Origin of the sequence: Pelomonas sp. Root1237 (assembly GCF_001425055.1) — a bacterium.
In the GTDB taxonomy this organism is placed as follows: domain Bacteria; phylum Pseudomonadota; class Gammaproteobacteria; order Burkholderiales; family Burkholderiaceae_C; genus Pelomonas.
Genome location: NZ_LMDK01000016.1, coordinates 588,766 through 606,902 on the forward strand (window position 1 = coordinate 588,766; position 18,137 = coordinate 606,902).

Consider the following 18,137-nt stretch of genomic DNA (forward strand, 5'->3'; position numbering starts at 1 on the left):
TAGTCCAAACGATCTCGGGGCCCTCGTAGGGATAAGGGCCCCGATTTCACCGCGAATCCGGGGGGCAGTTACGGCCCCTCACAACTCAGGGCCGGTGTTCCAGCACCTGGTCGATCAGGCCGTAGTTCTGAGCCTCGGCAGCGGACATGAAATAGTCGCGCTCGGTGTCCGACTGGATTTTCTCCAGGGTCTGGCCGGTGCGCTCGGCCAGGATGCGATTCAAGGTGTCGCGAGTCTTCAAGATTTCACGCGCATGGATTTCAATATCCGTAGCCTGCCCCTGAGCGCCGCCCAGCGGCTGGTGAATCATCACTTTGGCATTGGGCAGGGAGAAGCGCTTGCCCTTGGCGCCGGCCGCAAGCAGGAAGGCGCCCATGCTGGCCGCCATGCCCATGCACAGCGTCGACACCTCCGGCTTGATGAAGTTCATCGTGTCGTAGATGGACATGCCGGCCGACACGCTACCGCCCGGGCTGTTGATGTAGAGCGAGATCTCCTTGTCGGGGTTTTCGCTTTCCAGGAACAGCAATTGGGCCACGACGATGTTGGCGACCGCGTCGTTGACGGGCCCTACCAGGAAGACGATGCGCTCGCGCAGCAGGCGCGAGTAGATGTCGTAGGCGCGCTCGCCGCGACCCGACGTTTCGATGACCATGGGCACGAGGCCCAGATTGCTGGTTTCGAGAGCGCTCATTCAGATCCTTGAAAACTAAACCGGTAACAGCCGTTATGGGGGCAGATTATGGCGATGCAAGTAAAAAGGCGCCGGCCTTGCGGCACGGCGCCTTCGTGAGGCCAGGACTCTTCAGTTGCCGGTGGCCATCAGCTCGTCAAAAGGCAGAGCCTTGTCGGTCACCTTGGCGGTGGAAAGGACGAAGTCGGTGACATTGTTCTCGACGACGACGGCCTCGACCTCGGCCATGCGCTCGCGGTCGCCCAGGTACCAGCGCATGACTTCGGCGGGCTTCTCGTAGCTTTGCGACAGCTCTTCGATGTGGGCTTGCAGTTGGGCAGGCTTGGCATGCAGGTTGTTGGCGCGCACCAACTCGGAAACCACCAGGCCCAGGCGCACGCGGCGCTCGGCCTGCGGCTTGAAGATGTCGGTGGGGATCTCGGCCTTGTCGGCATCCTTGACGCCGCGCTTTTTCAGGTCTTCACGGGCCTGCTCGACCATGCGCGCCGCTTCGCCCTGCACCAGGGCATTCGGCACTTCCAGCTCGGAGGCCGCGACCAAGGCGTCCATGACGGCACCCTTGTTGCGCGCCAGCACGCGGAACTTCACTTCGCGCTCGAGGTTCTTCTTGATGTCGGCACGCAGGCCTTCAACCGTCGCGTCCTTGATGCCCAGGGACTTGGCGAATGCCTCGTTCACTTCAGGCAGGTGCTGGGCTTCGATCTTCTTGACCGTGACGAGGAAGTCAGCTTCCTTGCCCGCCACGTCCTTGCCGTGATAGTCCTCGGGGAACTGCAGCGGGAAGGTCTTGCTCTCGCCCGACTTCATGCCGCGCACGGCGGCGTCGAACTGCTCCAGCATCTGGCCTTCGCCGATCAGGAACTGAAAACCCTCGGCCTTGCCGCCGGCGAAGGGCTCGCCGTCGATCTTGCCTTCGAAGTCGATAGTGACGCGGTCCCCAACCTGGGCCACGTCGGCCGCCGGGCGCTGGGCGAAGCTGCGGCGCTGCTTGCGCAGGATCTCGATGGTCTTGTCGATGGCTTCATCGGTCACGTCGCTGGTGACGCGTTCGACTTCCGCAGCCGCCAGATCACCGATCTTGACTTCAGGGTAGATCTCGAAGGTCGCGTCAAAGGCCATCTGGCCTTCAGGCGCTTCGTTCTTCTGCTCGATGCGCGGCGCGCCAGCGACGCGCAGCTGGGCCTCGTTGGCGGCGTTGTTGAAGGCGGCGCCGAGCTTGTCGTTGACGACTTCGTACTGCACCGAGTAGCCATAGCGCTGGGCGACGACGTTCATCGGCACCTTGCCGGGACGGAAGCCGTCGGCCTTGACGGTGCGGGCCAGCTTTTTCAGGCGGGCTTCGACTTCGCTGTTGATCTCAGCGGCCGCGACGTGCAAGGTGATGCGACGTTCCAGCTTTTCCAGGGTTTCGACGGTGACGGCCATGATGGACTCGGGAGAACGGTTGTTGACAGTGGTGCGCGGGGCCGGACTCGAACCGGCACGCCCGTGAAGGCGTCAGGACCTAAACCTGGTGCGTCTACCAATTTCGCCACCCGCGCAACGGGTTGGTTCTGATTGGGTTGCTCAAGAGCAACCCCGTAGGCGATTCGGCAAACCGGCGATTGTAGCGATCCTGCGTGGCTTGCCCGCCGCCCCGGTCCACGGGGCGGCAAAACCCTGACGAAAAGGCTTGCGCCTCGTCAGGCCTGGCCAGGAATTTCGCTGTCAACGAAGCGGCTGTGCAGCCGGCTGTGCTCCTCAGGGCGCATGACGCGAAAGACCACGGAATACATCGCCGGCAGCGCGAGCAGTGTCAACGCAGTTGCGACGATGAGCCCGCCCATGATGGCCACGGCCATCGGCCCCCAGAAGACGCTGCGCGACAACGGAATCATGGCCAGCACCGCCGCGGCGGCCGTCAGCACGATAGGACGGAAACGCCGCACAGCCGACTCCACGACGGCCGACCAATCCGGCACACCTCGGGCACGGTCCTGCTCGATCTGGTCGATGAGGATCACGGAATTTCTGATGATCATCCCGAACAGTGCGATCACGCCCAGCAAGGCGACAAAGCCAAACGGTCGGTTCAGCACCAACAGCGCGAACGCAACGCCGGCGATACCGAAGAAGCCCGTCAGGAATGCCAGTGCCGCGCGGACGAAGCTGTGCAGCTGGAGCATCAGCAGCGTCAGCATGATGAAGAGCGCGATCGGCACGCCCGCGCCGATCGAGCCTGTGCCCTTGCTGCTTTCCTCCACGGCACCCGCGATCTGGATGCCGTAGCCGACCGGCATCTTCTTCTGCAGTTCGTCGAGCTGGGGCCAGACCTCCTTGGTCACCGTTGCGCCCTGCAGGCCCTCGGCGACGTCGCCCTGCACCGTGACGGCGTAGAGACGGCCCTCGCGCCACATGACGCCAGGCTCCCAGTCGAACTCGACCTTGGCGATCTGCGTCAGCGGAATGGAGCGGCCGGTGCTGGTCGGCACATAGGCGTTGGCGATGTCGGTGATGACGGCGCGCTCGTCCAGCGGTTGGCGCAGCACGATGTCGACCAGCTTGTCCGCTTCACGGTACTGGCCGATGACGCTGCCCGACAGCAGGGTGCGCGCCGACTGCGCCAGGCTCTGGCTCGTGACGCCCAGCGCCCTCGCTTTGTCCTGGTCGACCTTGAGGCGCAGCATCTTGACGTTTTCGTTCCAGTTGTCATTGACGCCGCGCATATTGGGGCTGGTGCGCAGGATGTCCTTGGCCTTGTCGGCCCAGTCGCGCACGATCTTCGGGTCGGCACCGGTGACGCGGAACTGCACCGGGTAGGGCACCGGCGGGCCATTGGGCAGCAGCTTGACGCGGCCGCGCGCCTCCGGGAACTCCTCGGCCAGCACGGCCGGCAGGCGCTTGCGCAACTCCTCGCGCGCCGTCAGGTCCTTGGGCAGCAGGATGGACTGCGTGACGTTGGCCTGCGGGAAGATCTGGTCCAGCGGCAGGTAGAAACGCGGCACACCGGAGCCGATCCAGCTCGTCACGCTGGCGATGCCCGGCTCCTTGAGCATGCGCGCCTCGAAGCGCTTCGCGAGAAGCTCCGTCTCCTGGATGGTCGAACCCTCGGGCAGCCAGAGGTCGACGAGCACCTCGGGGCGGCTCGAATCGGGGAAGAACTGCTGCTGCACCTTGCCCATGCCGAAGATGCCGAGTGCGAACACGAGCAGCGTGATGGCGATGGTCTTCCAGCGGTTCTCCACGCACCAGCGCACCACGCCGCGGAAGCGGTTGTAGAAGGGCGTGTCGAAGAGCTCGTGCACCTCGCCGTCCGCCGCCGGCTTGCTCTTCAACAGCAAGGCGCCGAGGTAAGGCACAAAATAGACCGAGACGACCCAGGAGATGATCAGCGACGCGGCCGTCACCGCAAAGATCGCGAAGGTGTACTCACCCACCGTCGACTTGGCCAAACCGATGGGCAGGAAGCCCACCGCCGTGATCAGCGTGCCCGTCAGCATGGGCATGGCGGTGACGTCGTAGGCGAAAGTGGCGGCATGCATCTTGTCGTAGCCCTCTTCGAGCTTGCGCACCATCATCTCGACGGCAATGATGGCGTCGTCCACCAGCAGGCCTAACGCGATGATCAGCGACCCGAGCGAGATCTTGTGCAGGCCGACGCCCCAATAGAACATCGTCGTGAAGGTGATGGCCAGCACCAGCGGGATGGTGATGCCAACGACCAGGCCGGGCCAGATGTCGATGCGCAGCGGTTTGGTGTGCAGGCCCAGCGAAATGAAGCTGACCGCCAGCACGATGACGACAGCCTCGATGAGCACATGCACGAATTCGCCCACCGAGGTGGTGACGGCCTTGGGCTGGTCCTGCACCTGCTCGAGCTGGATGCCGGCCGGCAGTTCGCGCTCGATGCCCTTGAGCGCGATGTTCAGCGCCTTGCCCATCGCGATGATGTCGCCTCCCTTGGCCATGGACACGCCCAGGGCCAGCACTTCCTTGCCCTGGTGGCGCACCTTGGTGGCTGGCGGGTCGACGTACTCGCGCTTGATGGTGGCGATGTCGCCCAGGCGCATCTGGCTGGCCACGCCCGTCTGCGGGTTGATGGCACGGATGGGCACCTCGGCCAGGGCCTGGGCCGTCGTGAACTGACCCTGCACCCGCACCTGGAAGTTGGCGCTGCCGGCGTTCAGCACCCCTGCACCCTCGACGGCGTTCTGCGTGCCGATCTGGTTGATGACCTGGCTGAAATCCAGGCCCAGCTGGGCCAGGCGCTTTTGCGAAATCTCGATGAAGACCTTCTCGGGCTGCACGCCAAAGATCTCGACTTTGGCCACGTCCTTGACCTGCAGCAGGGCCTGGCGCACGCGGTCGGCATGCTCACGCAGCTCCTCGCGGCTGAAGCCGTCGGCCGACAGCGCATAGATGGAGCCGTAAACGTCGCCGAACTCGTCATTGAACACGGGGCCCAGCACACCCGCGGGCAGCGAGCTGCGCATGTCGCCGATCTTCTTGCGCGTCTGGTACCAGAGGTCGGCGACCTCCTTGGGCGGCGTGTTGTCCTTGACCTGGAAGACCGTCAGCGACTCGCCGGGCTTGGTGTACGAGCGGATCTTGTCCGCGTGGTTCACCTCCTGCAGCGTCTTCTCGATCTTGTCGGTGACCTGGTCGGCCATCTGCTGGGCCGTGGCGCCCGGCCAGAAGGCCTGGATGACCATGGCGCGGAAGGTGAACGGCGGGTCCTCGTCCTGGCCGAGCTGGAAGTAGGCCACGAAGCCCATCAGCATCAGCACCACCATCAAGTAGCGCGTCAGGGCCGGATGCTCCAGCGCCCAGCGCGAGACATTGAAGCCGCCGACGCGGAGTTCCTTGGTGATCGGGGAATTCATGTGCGCCCCGGCTCAGCGTGAGGCCGCAGGGGCTGCCGGCGCATTCACGGTGCGCGGCGGCACATAGCGCTTGACCTTCTGGCCCGGGTTGAGCACATGCACACCCGCGACGACGACCTCCTGGCCAGCCGTCAACCCGCCGGCGATGACAACATCGTTGCCTTCGGCGCCCCCGATCTGCACCGCCACCGGTTTGACCGTCATCGACGCGCCATCCAGCACCCACACCGAGCTTTTGCCGCTTTGCTGCAGCACGGCCGCGAGGGGCAGCTTGATGACGCCGGCCATCTGCGGCAGCTCCAGCACGACGGTGGCGGACTGGCCCAGCCTGACGTCCAGCTTGCCGGCATCGGCCTTGATGAGGAAGGTGCGCGTGACCGGATCGGCCGCGGCAGACACCTCGCGCAGCGTCAGCGGGTAGGTCTTGTCGGCGCCCCAGAGGCGTACCTTCAGCGCACCGGCCACACCGGCGGCGGCTTTCACGCGGGCGACCTGATCCTCGGGCACTGAAAAGACGAGGTCACGCGGGCCATCCAGCGCCACGCTCACGACCGGCGTGCCGGCCGCAAGCACCTGGCCGGGCTCGGCGTTGACGCCGGTCACGACGCCGGCGCCATCGGCCGTCAGCTGGGCGTAGCCGGACTGGTTGCCCTGCACATCTGACTGGGCTTTGGCCTGTTCCAGCTGGGCCTGGGCCGCCTTGAAGGCGGAGTCGCGTCGCTCCAGTTCGGCGGCGCTGATGAAGCCCTGGCGCTGCAGGTCGACGAAGCGCTTGTAGTCGGCGCCGGCCTGATCGCGGTTGGTGCGAGCGGCCATGACGGCAGCACTCGCGGCAGCCTCAGCCAGCCTGAGGTCCTGGGCATCGATGCGGGCCAGCACCTGGCCCGGCTTGACCGTGTCGCCCAGATTCACCGCCCGGCTCAGCAGCTTGCCGCTGACACGGAAAGACAGGCGTGATTCGACTCGCGCCTTCACCTCGGCCGCATACTCATGACTGGCACTGGCCGCGCCCGCGCTGACGAGTTGTGTGCGCACCGCGCGTTCCGGCTCGGGAGCGGCGGGCTGCTTGCCACAACCTGACAACAGTGCAAAAAGCAGCGCTGCCGACAGCAGGGGCGGAGCGAGACGCAGAAGATGGGGCATGCAGACCTCGGCAGATGGAACGGCCGGCCTAAAATTTAATGACCGGCGGGTCAGTAATGTATTCAGACCCTGTGACAACTGTCAAACCTCGTTGACATATCCGGGCTTTGCAAGCGGAACTTGAGAAAAAGCTTGAGCAGCGTCGACCACTACGAGAACTTTCCTGTTGCCTCCGTGCTGTGCCCGCCCGCGCTGCGGCCGGCAGTCGTCGCGATCTATCACTTTGCACGCACGGCGGACGATCTGGCCGACGAGGGCGACGCTTCCGCGGCTGAGCGCGCTCAGGCGTTGCGCGACTATCGGGCCGACCTGGACGCCGTGGTGGCCGGCCAGGCACCGTCGTCGCGCTGGCCCCACGTCTACGCACCGCTGGCGCGAGAAATGCACCGGCTGCAGCCGCCCCTGCTGCATGACCTACTCGACGCCTTCGAGCAGGACCTGACACCGCCGCGTTACGCCGACCGCGAGCAGTTGCTCGACTACTGCCGCCGCTCAGCCAACCCGGTGGGGCGGCTGCTGCTGGGCCTGTATGGCGTGAACAACGCCGTGTCGCTGCGCCGCTCTGACGCGATCTGTTCCGCCCTGCAATTGATCAACTTCTGGCAGGACTTCAGTCGTGATGGACCCAATGGCCGGCTCTATGTGCCGCAGGCCGACCTCAGCCGCCATGGCATCAGCGCCGAGGATGTGCTCGCCTGCCGTGACAGCCCTGCCGCTCGCGCCTTGATCGCCGACCTCTGCGCCTGGGCCCGCGCGCTGATGCTCGAGGGTGCACCGCTGGCCCTTGCGCTGCCCGGCCGCGCGGGCTGGGAGCTGCGCCTGGTCGTCCAGGGTGGCCTGCGCATCCTCGACAAGATCGCGGCCCGTCATCACGACAGTCTTGTGCACCGCCCTGCCCTGGGGGTTCTGAACTTGCCGCGGCTGCTGTGGCGCGCCCTGACAATGCGGGCCGCACCATGAGCCCCGAACAATACGTCCAAGAGAAAGCCGCCGCGAGCGGCTCGAGCTTCTACTACGCCTTCCTGTTCCTGCCGCCACCGCGGCGGGCGGCGATCACGGCCTTCTATGCGTTCTGCCGCGAGGTGGACGATGTCGTCGATGAGACGCAGGACGCCGGTGTCGCGGCGACCAAGCTGGCCTGGTGGCGCAAGGAGGTGGCCAGCGCCTTTGCCGGGCAGCCCAGCCACCCGGTCATGAAGGCGCTGATGCCGCACACGGCCAGCCATGACATCCGGCTGGAGCATCTCAACGCCGTCATCGAAGGCTGCGAAATGGACCTGCAGCAAACGCGCTATCTCGACTTTCCGGGACTGCAGCGCTACTGCCATCTGGTGGCCGGCGTCGTCGGCGAAGTCGCCAGCGGCATCTTCGGCCGGACGCGGCCGCAGACCGTCGACTACGCCCACAAGCTGGGCCTGGCGATGCAGCTGACCAACATCATCCGCGACGTCGGCGACGATGCCCGGCGCGGCCGCATCTACCTGCCGGTGAACGAGCTGCAGCAGTTCGGCGTCAAGGCCAGCGAGATCCTGCTGCGCAGCAAGCCCTGGGGCTATTCGGACCGCTTCACGGCGCTGATGAAGTTCCAAGCCGAGCGCGCCCATCAGCTCTACGACGAGGCGCTGGCGCTGCTGCCCGAGGTCGACCGGGCCGCGCAGAAGCCTGGGCTGATGATGGCCAACATCTACCGTGCCCTGCTCGTGGAGATCGAGCGAGAGAACTTCCAGGTGCTGCACCAGCGCATCGCGCTGACGCCGCTGCGCAAGCTCTGGATCGCGATGAAAACGAATTGGCGCGGGCGGTGAGCCACGTCGCCATCGTCGGTGGCGGCTGGGCCGGCATTGCGGCGGCTGTGGCGCTGGCCGATGCCGGCCACGACATCACCGTCTTCGAGATGGCGCCGCAGCTCGGCGGCCGCGCGCGCAGCGTGGCGGGCGAGCCACCGTACGACAACGGCCAGCACATCCTTATCGGCGCCTACCGCGACAGCCTGGCGCTGATGCGCCGCCTGGGCATCGACCCGAACGCCGTGCTGAAGCGCCTGCCGCTGGCCCTGCCTTACCCGGGCGAGCCTGGCCTGCAACTGCCGCCGGGCCCGCCACTGATCGCCTTCGCGCGCGGCGTGCTGGCGCAGCATGGCTGGCCGCTGTCGGCGCGTCTGGGCCTGCTCACCGCGGCGGGCGGCTGGCTGGCGCGGGGCTTCCGTTGCGATACGCGACTGAGCGTCGCCGAGCTGTGCGCCCGCCTCCCGGCCGCAGTCAAACGCGATCTCATCGAGCCGCTGTGCGTGGCCGCGCTGAACACGCCGGCGCCCCAGGCCAGCGCCCAGGTCTTCTTGCGTGTGCTGAAGGACGCGCTCTTCAGTGGCGCCGGCAGTGCGGACTTGCTCCTGCCACGGCGACCGTTGTCCGAACTGCTTGCCGGGCCGGCGACGGCTTGGCTGGGCGAGCGGCTGCGTCTGGCCTCACGGGTGCAGAAGATCGAGCCCTGCTGGCGTGTCGATGGCGAAGCCTTCGACGGAGTCGTGCTGGCCTGCACCAGCGTCGAGGCAGCTCGGCTGACCGCTGACATCGCACCCGCCTGGTCGGCGACTGCTGGCGCACTGGGCTTTGAGCCCATCATCACCGTCTACCTGAGCAGCCCCGGCAGCGCCCTGCCCGCACCCATGCTGGCGCTGCGTGAGGGGCCAGACGCGCCAGCCCAGTTTGTCTTCGACCATGGCGCCCTTGGCGGCGCGCCCGGGCGCTTTGCCTTTGTCGTCAGCGGCGCTGCAGCCTGGGTTAAACGAGGTGGCTGCGCAGAGGCCGTGCTCGCGCAGGCGCAGCGGGAATTGAGCTGGGCCACGCCACCTGTCATCGACAAGGTGCTGACAGAGAAGCGGGCGACCTTTGCCTGCACGCCCGGCTTGGCACGCGCGCCGGCCCGCATCGCACCGGGCTTGTGGGCCGCCGGCGACTACATCGCCGGCCCCTACCCCGCCACGCTCGAAGGCGCCGTGCGCGCAGGCCTGGCGGCCGCTCAGGGCGTCGGCGCGGAGGCTGGAATGGCGGCGAAAGGCGCCGCCAGCGGCTCGCCGACAAACACGCCCTGAGCCGTCCACGCCACGCTGTGCCAATAGGCTTCCAGCGCGCTCACCCCTTGGGCATAGGCCTGGATCAGCATCTGCGGGTGCGGGAACTTCTGCAGATGGTTGCAGGGCTCGCTGACGGTGCCGTAGCTGGCCGTCGCGCCGGCGTCGATCCAGTCGAGGATGTTCATTTGCCCCTCATCAGCCGGCGGTTTGTCGAGCAGGCCGCCCGCAGACGTCAGATGGTCGGCCAGTGCGCCCGGCAGCCATTCCCCGCCCAGTGGCTTGGGCACGCGGATCAGGCCCGTTTCATAGACCAGGATGCGGCGCATCGCTGGCAAGGCATCGCTCTTCACGCGAGCCACCTCGAGGCCGGCCACACCCGGGACGGCACCGGCCGGGGGAAACAGGCGCTCACGCACATTGCGCGCGGCATCCGGTGTCGCTGCGAGATAGGCCATGGCCGACTCCGGCGCGCCGCCGGCCAATATGTGGTCCGCCGCGATGCCGCGCTCGATCATGGCCATGGCCGCCGGCACTGAGCGGGCCGCCAGCTGCATCGTCGGCCGCACGCCGATGACCAGCCACGGCTTGGCGCCGAAGTAACCCGTATAGGGGCTGATGCGCGTGGCGGCGCAGGACTGAGCGCAGACATTGGGCTGCAACCCGACGCCAAGAGCGCTTGTCAGTGAATTGCAGTCCACGGCATAGGGCTGCACCCAGGCCAGGGCCAGGCCGTTGACATGCTCGGGCATCTGGCTGCGGATGGCCTGGTCGAGCGCCGTGAACTCCTCGCGCGTCAGGCTGTTGCGCAGCGGCAGTTGCACCCGCAGGATCTGCTCGGCCGGGATGCCGCGGCGCCTGGCGTAGTACTCACCCACGGTGACGGAATAGGGGTCGGCCGTGTTGATGACGAGGCCCAACTCATTGGCCGTGATGCGGCCGTACAACCGCGGCGCGCGGGCCCAACGTGACTCGCCAGGGGCCGGCGCAGCAGAAGCCGGCTCCGCGGCCTGGGCTGCGCCCATGCTGGCTATCGCCAGGGCAAGGCCCACTTGCCACCTCCTGAAGCCCGCTTTCGCCATACAAAACACTGGCAATCTCCCCCACAATGAAGCCATGAAATCCAAAGAGGCCCAGCAGACCCCGGCGATCCAGGTGCTGGAGCGCATGTTCTCGCTGCTGGACGTGCTGGCGAGCCACCAGGACCCGGTGTCGCTGAAGGCCTTGTCCGAGGCCACCGGGCTGCACCCCTCCACGGCGCACCGGATTCTCAATGACCTGACCCTCGGTCGATACGTGGATCGCCCCGAAGCCGGTAGTTATCGACTCGGCATGCGCATGCTGGAAATGGGCAACCTCGTGAAGGCGCGGCTGGATGTGCGCGACGCCGCCCTGCCGGCCATGCGCGAGCTGCACAAGTTCACCCACCAGCCGGTCAACCTGTCGGTGCGCCAGGGCGACGAGATTGTCTACATCGAACGCACCTACTCCGAACGCTCGGGCATGCAGGTCGTGCGCGCCGTGGGCGGCCGCGCGCCCTTGCACCTCACCTCAGTGGGCAAGCTCTTCTTGGCCAGCGACGACAGCCCGCGCGTGCGCGCCTACGCAACGCGCACCGGCCTGTCGGGTCACACGCGCAACAGCTTGACCGACATCAGCTCACTCGAGCGCGAGCTGGCCATGGTGCGCCAGCGCGGTATTGCCCGCGACGATGAGGAACTGGAGCTGGGCGTGCGGTGCATGGCGGCCGGCATCTATGACGACCAAGCCAAGCTGGTGGCCGGCTTGTCGATCTCAGCACCGGCCGACCGGCTGGAGGAGAGTTGGGTCGTCCGGCTGAAGGAAACGGCCTCTCAGATCTCGTCGGCGCTGGGCCACCGCGTCTGAAGCCAAAGCAAAACACGGCGCCGAGGCGCCGTGTTTTCATTGGATTCAACCGCTCAGAGCTTGGCAGAGGCGGTCGCCGTCTCGCCCTGGCTGGCCAGCCACTTGCGCATGCGCTCGGCGTCCGCGATCCGCGACGCCTTGCCGCTGGAATCCAGGAACACCATGATCAGCTTGCGGCCGGCCATGCTGGCCTGCATGACCAGGCATTTGCCGGCCTCGTTGATGAAACCGGTCTTCTGCAGGCCGATGTCCCACAGCGGGTTGGACAGCAGGCCGTTGGTGCTGTGGAACTGCACCAGGCGCTTGCCCAGGGCCACGCGCGCTTCGCGGGAGGTGGACAGGTCGCGCAGCAGCGGCACTTGGCTGGTCACATTGACGAGCTTGGCCAGGTCAGCGGCGCTGCTCTGGTTGCGGCTCGACAGGCCGGTGGGCTCGACATAGTGGGTGTCGGCCATGCCCAGGCTCTCGGCCTTGGCGTTCATCGCGGCGACGAAGGCGTCCAGGCCACCGGGGTAGTTGCGGCCCAGCGCATGGGCGGCGCGGTTCTCGCTGGCCATCAGGGCCAGGTGCAGCATGTCGCCGCGCGTCAGCGTCGTGCCGACGGCCAGGCGGGAGCGGGTGAACTTCTCGGTATCGATGTCGTCATCGGTGACCGAAATCTTCTCGTCCAGCGACAGCCCGGCCTCGACCACCACCAACGCCGTCATCAGCTTGGTGATGGAGGCGATGGGCAGCACGGCCTGGGGATTCTTGGAGAACAGCACCTCGTTGGTGTCCTGGTCCAGCACATAGGCCACGCTGGACTTCAGGGCCAGCGGGTCATCCACCTGGTGCAGGCCGGCAACCTGCCCGAAGGTGGGCACAGCCGAGATAACGGGTGAGACCGCCCTGCGCAGCACGACCGAGCGCACCTTGCGCGTGGGCACGGCGGCGGTTTTGGCGGGAGTGCGGATGGCCCTGGATTGGGTCGTGTCGGCGGCGGCCGTGGCGGCGCCAGGCAGCGCGGCCAGGAAGGTGAGGCTCAGGAAAGCGGCGGCAAATGTCTTCAACGGAGGTCCCCAACGCAGGCGGCAGTGTACGTGACGCCAAAAGTACCGACAAGATAAGAACTTAAGTGAAATACCTCAAGTGAACTCTTGTCCCGTATTGACGGGCCGTCACCTCAGGGCTTGCCACCGGCTCTTCGCTTCGCAACGGGCTCCAAACGCATGCAAGTAGGCCTTGGCTGACAGCGTCTGGGAATCGGGTCGGCCCCGAATACCAAGGATTGCCGCTCAGTCGACCCGCTCGTTGCCTGCGAGTGCCTCAGGGCGTCATTCTCGGGCGGTAGGCTGCCTTTTGAAGCAGGAGCAGCGGCTGCTTTGCGCGCCAAATTCCACGGGGACATGGAAACGGTTGCAACCGCCGTGACAGGGATCACGGCGGTTACAGCAGCAATGGGGGTGCGGGATGTTGGCGCGGCGTGGCGCCATCCTTAGCCGATCAGGAAGCGCGGCGGCGCGCGACGCCGAGACCCGCGATTGCCAAGCCAACAAGGGCCAGCGAGCCCGGCTCAGGCACGGTGTTCGGGGTGAACACGGCAAAGGCCCAATTGTTCTCGGTGCGGTTGGCCGTCTTCGAGTCCACGAACGACCCAAAACGCTGCCAGGTGGCGCCGGTGCCATCCTGATAGCCCGTCTGCGTTGCCTGATATTGGCCAATATTGCCTTGGAACTGGTCAGCGAACGCCACCCAAAGAACCCCGCAGCAGCTCGACGGGTCGCCGATGACGACGGTGGGAGGCGCCCCCAGAACCGCCAGCAGGGCGTCCGCCGCCTCATTCGCAGCCGCCTCGTCGCCGAGGAAGGTCGGGGCGTCAGAGGCAAAGACCGTGTTGTAGGGCCCGAAGACAAAGGAAACGTCATAGGTCAGGCCATCGACCTCCAGGTCCTGGATGCCGACTGCAACGCCGCCCGAATAGCTGATCGTGGGCGCTGCACCAGCCAAACTACCAGCCAAGATACCGACGGAGAGGGTGAAGGCTTTCAGAAGGCGGGCGATCGACGACATGGGTACTCCAGGGTTTCGGATGCGGACGCCGACGTCACGCAATTTCCGGACCATCCACAAGATTGATGGAAAAACTCAGAGCGATCAACGGTTTAGCAAAGGACGCTGCCAATGCCGCGCTGCGACTGTCAAAAAACTCGACGCTTCTGGGCGCGACGGCGGGCTAGCCTTGGGCTGCCACGCGCTCGGCCTTGCTCTGCAGCTTGTTCAGTGCGCTCAAGTAGGCCTTGGCCGACGCCACGATGATGTCGGGGTCGGCGCCGACCCCGTTCACCACCCGACCGGCATGCTGCAGCCGCACCGTCACCTCACCCTGTGACTCCGTGCTGCCACCCGTGATCGCGTTGACGGAATACAGCAGCATCTCTGCCCCCGACTGCACGACCGACTCGATGGCGCGCAGCGTCGCGTCGACCGGACCGTTGCCGTCGCTTTCCGCGCGATGCTCCTGGAGCCCCACGGCGAAGACGATGGCTGCGTGCGGGCGCTCCCCGGTCTCGCTGCGTTGGGCGAGCGACAGCAGGCGGTAGTGCTCGGCGTCGTTGATGACCGACTCGTCCATCACGAGGGCAACGATGTCCTCATCGAAGATCTCGTTCTTGCGGTCGGCCAGATCCTTGAAACGCTGGAAGGCCGCATTGACCTCGGCTTCACTCTCCAACTGGATGCCAAGCTCCTGCAGCCGCGCCTTGAAGGCATTGCGGCCAGACAGCTTGCCCAGCACGATCTTGTTGGCCGCCCAGCCCACATCCTCGGCGCGCATGATTTCATAGGTGTCGCGCGCCTTCAGCACGCCGTCCTGGTGGATGCCTGAGGCGTGCGCGAAGGCGTTGGCGCCGACGACGGCCTTGTTGGGCTGCACGACGAAGCCGGTCGTCTGCGATACCAGCCTGGAGGCCGGCACGATCTGAGACGTGTCGAGGCCGACATCCAGGCCGAAATAGTCGCGCCGCGTCTTGACGGCCATGACGACCTCTTCGAGCGAACAGTTGCCGGCGCGCTCGCCCAGGCCGTTGATGGTGCATTCCACCTGGCGAGCGCCGCCAATCTTCACGCCGGCCAGGGAATTGGCGACCGCCATGCCCAGGTCGTTGTGGCAGTGCACGCTCCAGATGGCCTGGTCGGAGTTGGGCACCTTCTCGCGCAGGCGGCGCAGAAAGTCGCCATACAGCTCGGGAATGGCATAGCCCACCGTGTCGGGGATGTTGATGGTGCCGGCGCCTTCCTTGATGACGGCCTCGCAGACTCGGGCGAGAAAGTCGATGTCGGAGCGGTAGCCGTCCTCGGGCGAGAACTCGATGTCGCCGCACAGGTTGCGCGCGAAGCGCACCGCCAGCATGGCCTGCTCCAGCACCTGCTCGCGGGTCATGCGCAGCTTCTTCTCCATGTGGAGTTCGCTGGTGGCGATGAAGGTGTGGATGCGAGCCCGGTGAGCAGGTGCCAGCGCTTCGGCCGCTCGTGAGATGTCACGGTCGTTGGCGCGGGCCAGTGAACAGACCGTGCTGTCCTTGACCGCCGCGGCAATGGCCTTGACCGCCTCGAAGTCACCATTGCTCGATGCCGCGAAACCGGCCTCGATGATGTCGACCTTCATGCGCTCCAGTTGGCGGGCGATGCGCAGCTTCTCCTCGCGCGTCATGGACGCGCCGGGCGATTGCTCACCATCGCGCAGCGTGGTGTCGAAGATGATCAGTTTGTCGGTCATCGCACGTTTTCCTCTCGAATCTGGGGCACGGCCACCGGTGCGCGAGACAGGCCGGACAGGATGGCCTGCATGGACGCACGCACGATGCTGCCATCAATGCCGACGCCATGGCGAGTCACGTCGCCCACGCGAAGCTCCAGATAGGCCACCGCGCGCGCATCGGCGCCGCTGCCGATGGAATGCTCGTGGTAGTCCAGCACACGCACCTCTTGGCCCAGGCGTGTCGACAGCGCGTTGACGAAGGCATCGATGGGACCGTTGCCCTCTCCCTGCACATGGCCCATCCAGCCACCCAACACGATTTCGGCCGACAGGCGCATCGCGCCGCCCGCTACTTCGGTCATCTGCGGCTGCACGACGGCCGCGCCAGCGTCACCGATGCCGTACTCGCGTTCAAAGATGGCATAGATGTCTGCGGCCGTCAGTTCCTTGCCGGCGTCGTCCATGACGCGTTGTACGACCTGGCTGAACTCGATCTGCAGGCGCCGCGGCAGCTCCAGGCCGTATTCCGCTTCCAGCAGATAGGCGATGCCGCCCTTGCCTGACTGGCTGTTCACGCGGATGACGGCGTCATAGCTGCGGCCCAGGTCCTTGGGGTCGACGGGGAGATAGGGCATGTCCCAAATCTCCCCCTCCCGGCGGGCTGCGAAGGCTTTCTTGATGGCGTCCTGGTGGGAGCCCGAGAAGGAGGTGTAGACGAGGTCGCCCACGTAAGGGTGGCGCGGATGCACAGGGATCTGCGTGCAATGCTCGACGCAGCGGCGTACCTCGTCGATGTCGGAGAAATCGAGCTGCGGGTCCACGCCCTGGGTGTAAAGGTTGAGCGCGATGTTGACGAGGTCGACGTTGCCGGTGCGCTCGCCGTTGCCGAACAGGCAGCCCTCGACGCGGTCAGCGCCCGCCATCAGCGCGAACTCACCAGCCGCCGTGCCGGTACCGCGGTCGTTGTGCGGGTGCACGGACAGCACGATGGATTCGCGGCGCGCCAGGTTGCGGTGCATCCACTCGATCATGTCCGCGAAGATATTGGGCGTGCTGTGCTCGACGGTGGACGGCAGGTTGATGATGCACTTGCGCTCGGGCGTCGGCTGCCAGACCGCCGTCACCGCATCGACGACACGCTTGCTGAAGGCCAGCTCGGTGCCAGAAAACATTTCGGGCGAATACTCGAAGCGCCAGTCCACGCCTGGCCGTGCGGCGGCCAGCTCCTTGATCTGGCGGGCGTGCGAGGCCGCGAGCTCGACGATGCCGTCCTCGTCCGTGCCGAGCACGACACGGCGCATGATGGGTGCGACCGCGTTGTAGACGTGGACGATGACGCGCCTTACGCCATCCAGCGACTCAAAAGTGCGCTCGATCAGGTGGGCACGCGCCTGCGTCAGCACCTGGATGGTCACGTCGTCGGGGATGTGTCCGCCGTCGATGAGCAGGCGGATGAAGTCGAACTCGGTCTGCGACGCCGACGGGAAGCCGACCTCGATCTCCTTGAAGCCGATCTTCACGAGCTGCTGGAACATGCGCAGCTTGCGGGCAATGTCCATCGGCTCGATCAGCGCCTGGTTGCCGTCACGCAGGTCGGTGCTCAGCCAGATCGGCGCGCGGGTCAGCACGGCATCGGGCCAGCGGCGGTCCGGCAATGCGATCGGGGCGAAGGAGCGGTACTTTTGCTGCGGTTGCTTCAACATGGGTGTTCCATCCGAGGGTGGGTGGCGCAACCAGCAGCCTTTGAAAACACGAACGGCCCGCTGCGGTTGCATACGGGCCGTTGGGGTCAGGTGTGAGCGTACGTGCGCGACTGACTAGCGAACCCGTGGTTCCTCTAGGGCTAGTAGCAGGCTAATTCGCGTGGCGCGGCTCATGGGTCGGGAATCTAGCATGAATGGCTATTGATGCAAGCCACGTTCATCCGGCTCGTCGGTGCTGGTGGAGATGACGCTGACGGGCTTGCCCTTGGACTTGCGCCAGCCATAGATGACATACCCCGACAGGCCATAGACGCAGAAGACACCGAAGAGAACGCGCGATGGATCGAGTGCGGCAAGGCCGATGCCAAGCATGATCACAACCAACACGATGAAGGGCACGCTGCGCCGCCGGTCGAAGACTTTGAAGCTGTAGAACGGAGCGTTCGTCACCATCGAAAGCCCGGCGAACAAGGTGATGCCGTAAGCCACCCAGGCGACCCAACCCCCGGGCTGGACACCGGTGTACTCCTTCCGATCCACGACGGCCCAGATCAGGCCCATCACGATCGCCGCTGCCGCGGGGCTTGGCAGCCCCTGGAAATAGCGCTTGTCCACCACGCCGATGTTGACGTTGAAGCGTGCCAGCCGCAGTGCAGCGCCGGCGATATAGACGAAGGCCGGAATCCAGCCCGGCTTGCCCATGTCCTTGAGCGCCCACATGTAGACGATCAACGCCGGCGCGGCACCGAAGGCCACCATGTCGGACAGGCTGTCCATCTGCTCGCCGAAGGCTGACTGGGTATTGGTCATGCGTGCGACGCGGCCATCAAGACTATCGAGGATGGCAGCGGCAAAGATGGCAACACAGGCCACCTCGAAGCGGCCGTTCATGGCCATGACGATGGCATAGAAGGCGCTGAACAGCGCGCCCAGCGTGATCGCGTTGGGCAGAGCGTAGATGCCTTTGCGGCGGGGGCGGACGGCGAGGCTGGGCTCGTCGTCCTCGGTGGGCTCGGGAATCATGGGCGGCAGGATAGCTCAG

General features: G+C 65.9%; 14 protein-coding genes and 1 tRNA gene. 4 read left to right on the forward strand and 11 right to left on the reverse strand.

The features are described from left to right. Positions 1-85 precede the first annotated feature (85 nt). From clpP to ASC91_RS15540, 5 genes are all read right to left on the reverse strand, one after another. A complete protein-coding gene (clpP, locus tag ASC91_RS15520; RefSeq protein WP_056198242.1) occupies positions 86-694 on the reverse strand; it encodes an ATP-dependent Clp endopeptidase proteolytic subunit ClpP in 609 nt (202 codons plus the stop codon). A gap of 111 nt (positions 695-805) precedes the next feature. Continuing rightward, entirely contained in the window at positions 806-2,119 is a 1,314-nt protein-coding gene (tig, locus tag ASC91_RS15525; RefSeq protein ID WP_056198245.1) for a trigger factor, read from the reverse strand. Between the two features lie 29 nt (positions 2,120-2,148). Then, positions 2,149-2,235, reverse strand: a tRNA-Leu gene (locus ASC91_RS15530). A gap of 141 nt (positions 2,236-2,376) precedes the next feature. Continuing rightward, a complete protein-coding gene (locus ASC91_RS15535) occupies positions 2,377-5,556 on the reverse strand; it encodes an efflux RND transporter permease subunit (RefSeq protein ID WP_056198250.1) in 3,180 nt (1,059 codons plus the stop codon). Positions 5,557-5,568: 12 nt separating this feature from the next. Then, complete coding sequence (locus tag ASC91_RS15540) at positions 5,569-6,699, reverse strand: efflux RND transporter periplasmic adaptor subunit (protein ID WP_056198252.1); 1,131 nt, start codon at positions 6,697-6,699, stop codon at positions 5,569-5,571. Between the two features lie 132 nt (positions 6,700-6,831). Here ASC91_RS15540 and hpnC point away from each other — a divergent pair, with 132 nt between their 5' ends. From hpnC to hpnE, 3 genes are read left to right on the forward strand one after another with little or no spacing between them, the layout of a single operon-like run. Then, positions 6,832-7,659, forward strand: coding sequence for a squalene synthase HpnC (gene hpnC, locus ASC91_RS15545; RefSeq protein WP_235531999.1), 828 nt, complete (start codon positions 6,832-6,834; stop codon positions 7,657-7,659). After that, positions 7,656-8,504, forward strand: coding sequence for a presqualene diphosphate synthase HpnD (hpnD, locus tag ASC91_RS15550; RefSeq protein WP_056199644.1), 849 nt, complete (start codon positions 7,656-7,658; stop codon positions 8,502-8,504). The genes hpnC and hpnD overlap by 4 nt, the downstream gene beginning before the upstream one ends. Further along, positions 8,501-9,790, forward strand: a complete 1,290-nt coding sequence (gene hpnE, locus ASC91_RS15555; RefSeq protein WP_056199648.1) for a hydroxysqualene dehydroxylase HpnE — start codon at positions 8,501-8,503, stop codon at positions 9,788-9,790. The genes hpnD and hpnE overlap by 4 nt, the downstream gene beginning before the upstream one ends. On the opposite strand, the gene ASC91_RS15560 is transcribed toward hpnE, so the two are convergent. Continuing rightward, positions 9,718-10,821: a TIGR03790 family protein gene (locus ASC91_RS15560; protein ID WP_235532000.1), complete on the reverse strand. Its 1,104-nt coding sequence runs from the start codon at positions 10,819-10,821 to the stop codon at positions 9,718-9,720. The two genes, hpnE and ASC91_RS15560, sit on opposite strands and share 73 nt — an antisense overlap. Positions 10,822-10,885: 64 nt before the next feature. Between ASC91_RS15560 and ASC91_RS15565 the strand changes: the two genes are divergently transcribed. Next, complete coding sequence (locus ASC91_RS15565; protein WP_056198258.1) at positions 10,886-11,656, forward strand: IclR family transcriptional regulator; 771 nt, start codon at positions 10,886-10,888, stop codon at positions 11,654-11,656. 53 nt (positions 11,657-11,709) lie between these two features. Here ASC91_RS15565 and pbpG read toward each other — a convergent pair whose 3' ends face one another. From pbpG to pssA, 5 genes are all read right to left on the reverse strand, one after another. After that, positions 11,710-12,705, reverse strand: a complete 996-nt coding sequence (pbpG, locus tag ASC91_RS15570; RefSeq protein ID WP_235532001.1) for a D-alanyl-D-alanine endopeptidase — start codon at positions 12,703-12,705, stop codon at positions 11,710-11,712. 433 nt (positions 12,706-13,138) lie between these two features. Continuing rightward, positions 13,139-13,705: a PEP-CTERM sorting domain-containing protein gene (locus ASC91_RS15575; RefSeq protein WP_200955291.1), complete on the reverse strand. Its 567-nt coding sequence runs from the start codon at positions 13,703-13,705 to the stop codon at positions 13,139-13,141. Positions 13,706-13,868: 163 nt separating this feature from the next. Next, on the reverse strand, positions 13,869-15,410 hold the full coding sequence (locus ASC91_RS15580; RefSeq protein ID WP_056198264.1) for a 2-isopropylmalate synthase: 1,542 nt from the start codon (positions 15,408-15,410) through the stop codon (positions 13,869-13,871). Beyond that, a complete protein-coding gene (gene leuA, locus ASC91_RS15585) occupies positions 15,407-17,095 on the reverse strand; it encodes a 2-isopropylmalate synthase (RefSeq protein ID WP_056198265.1) in 1,689 nt (562 codons plus the stop codon). The genes ASC91_RS15580 and leuA overlap by 4 nt, the downstream gene beginning before the upstream one ends. Positions 17,096-17,293: 198 nt before the next feature. Continuing rightward, positions 17,294-18,118 carry a CDP-diacylglycerol--serine O-phosphatidyltransferase gene (gene pssA, locus ASC91_RS15590; RefSeq protein WP_056198267.1) on the reverse strand — a complete coding sequence of 275 codons (825 nt, stop codon included), beginning with the start codon at positions 18,116-18,118 and terminating at the stop codon, positions 17,294-17,296. Between the last annotated feature and the right edge of the window lie 19 nt (positions 18,119-18,137).